Origin of the sequence: Exiguobacterium sp. s11 (assembly GCF_018619015.1) — a bacterium.
Classification (GTDB): domain Bacteria; phylum Bacillota; class Bacilli; order Exiguobacteriales; family Exiguobacteriaceae; genus Exiguobacterium_A; species Exiguobacterium_A indicum.
The window spans coordinates 1-419 of sequence record NZ_JACSNF010000016.1; the positions used below are offsets into that span (position 1 = coordinate 1).

A 419-nucleotide genomic window follows, 5' to 3' on the forward strand; every position below is an offset into this window, starting at 1 on the left:
CTTATCATCCAAAAACAAGGACAAGGAATCGTCCGAGTCACGAACGATTGTGTCTCGATGTATGGAGTCGCGTATGAGGAGCTTGATGAAGGAAGGACAGAATATGAGAACTTTTTCGATGCGATTTTACCGCATGCCACGTTTCCGGTCGAGGTCGTTTTTTGTGGTCGGGATGTTTTAGAAAATGATGATTCGATTCACGTGATGACGTTGCACGATTCCAATTGGCAAGCGGTGTTGGAAGAACATGTATTGCATTTGCTGAATTGCAAGGAAGTGACGTCAGGATTATTTTCGAAAGATGCACGTCCCGCACGGCAAACGCTTGAGGACTTCATGTCTGAATTCTCGTTATTGATGCCCTATAACTTCATCGTGACCCGCGATGCAACGAATCGATTTGGCATGCTCGATCACTT

General features: G+C 45.3%; 1 pseudogene. It reads left to right on the plus strand.

The features are described 5' to 3' along the window. Positions 1–419 (plus strand): annotated as a pseudogene (locus KNQ12_RS16885) (hypothetical protein); the annotation flags it as partial.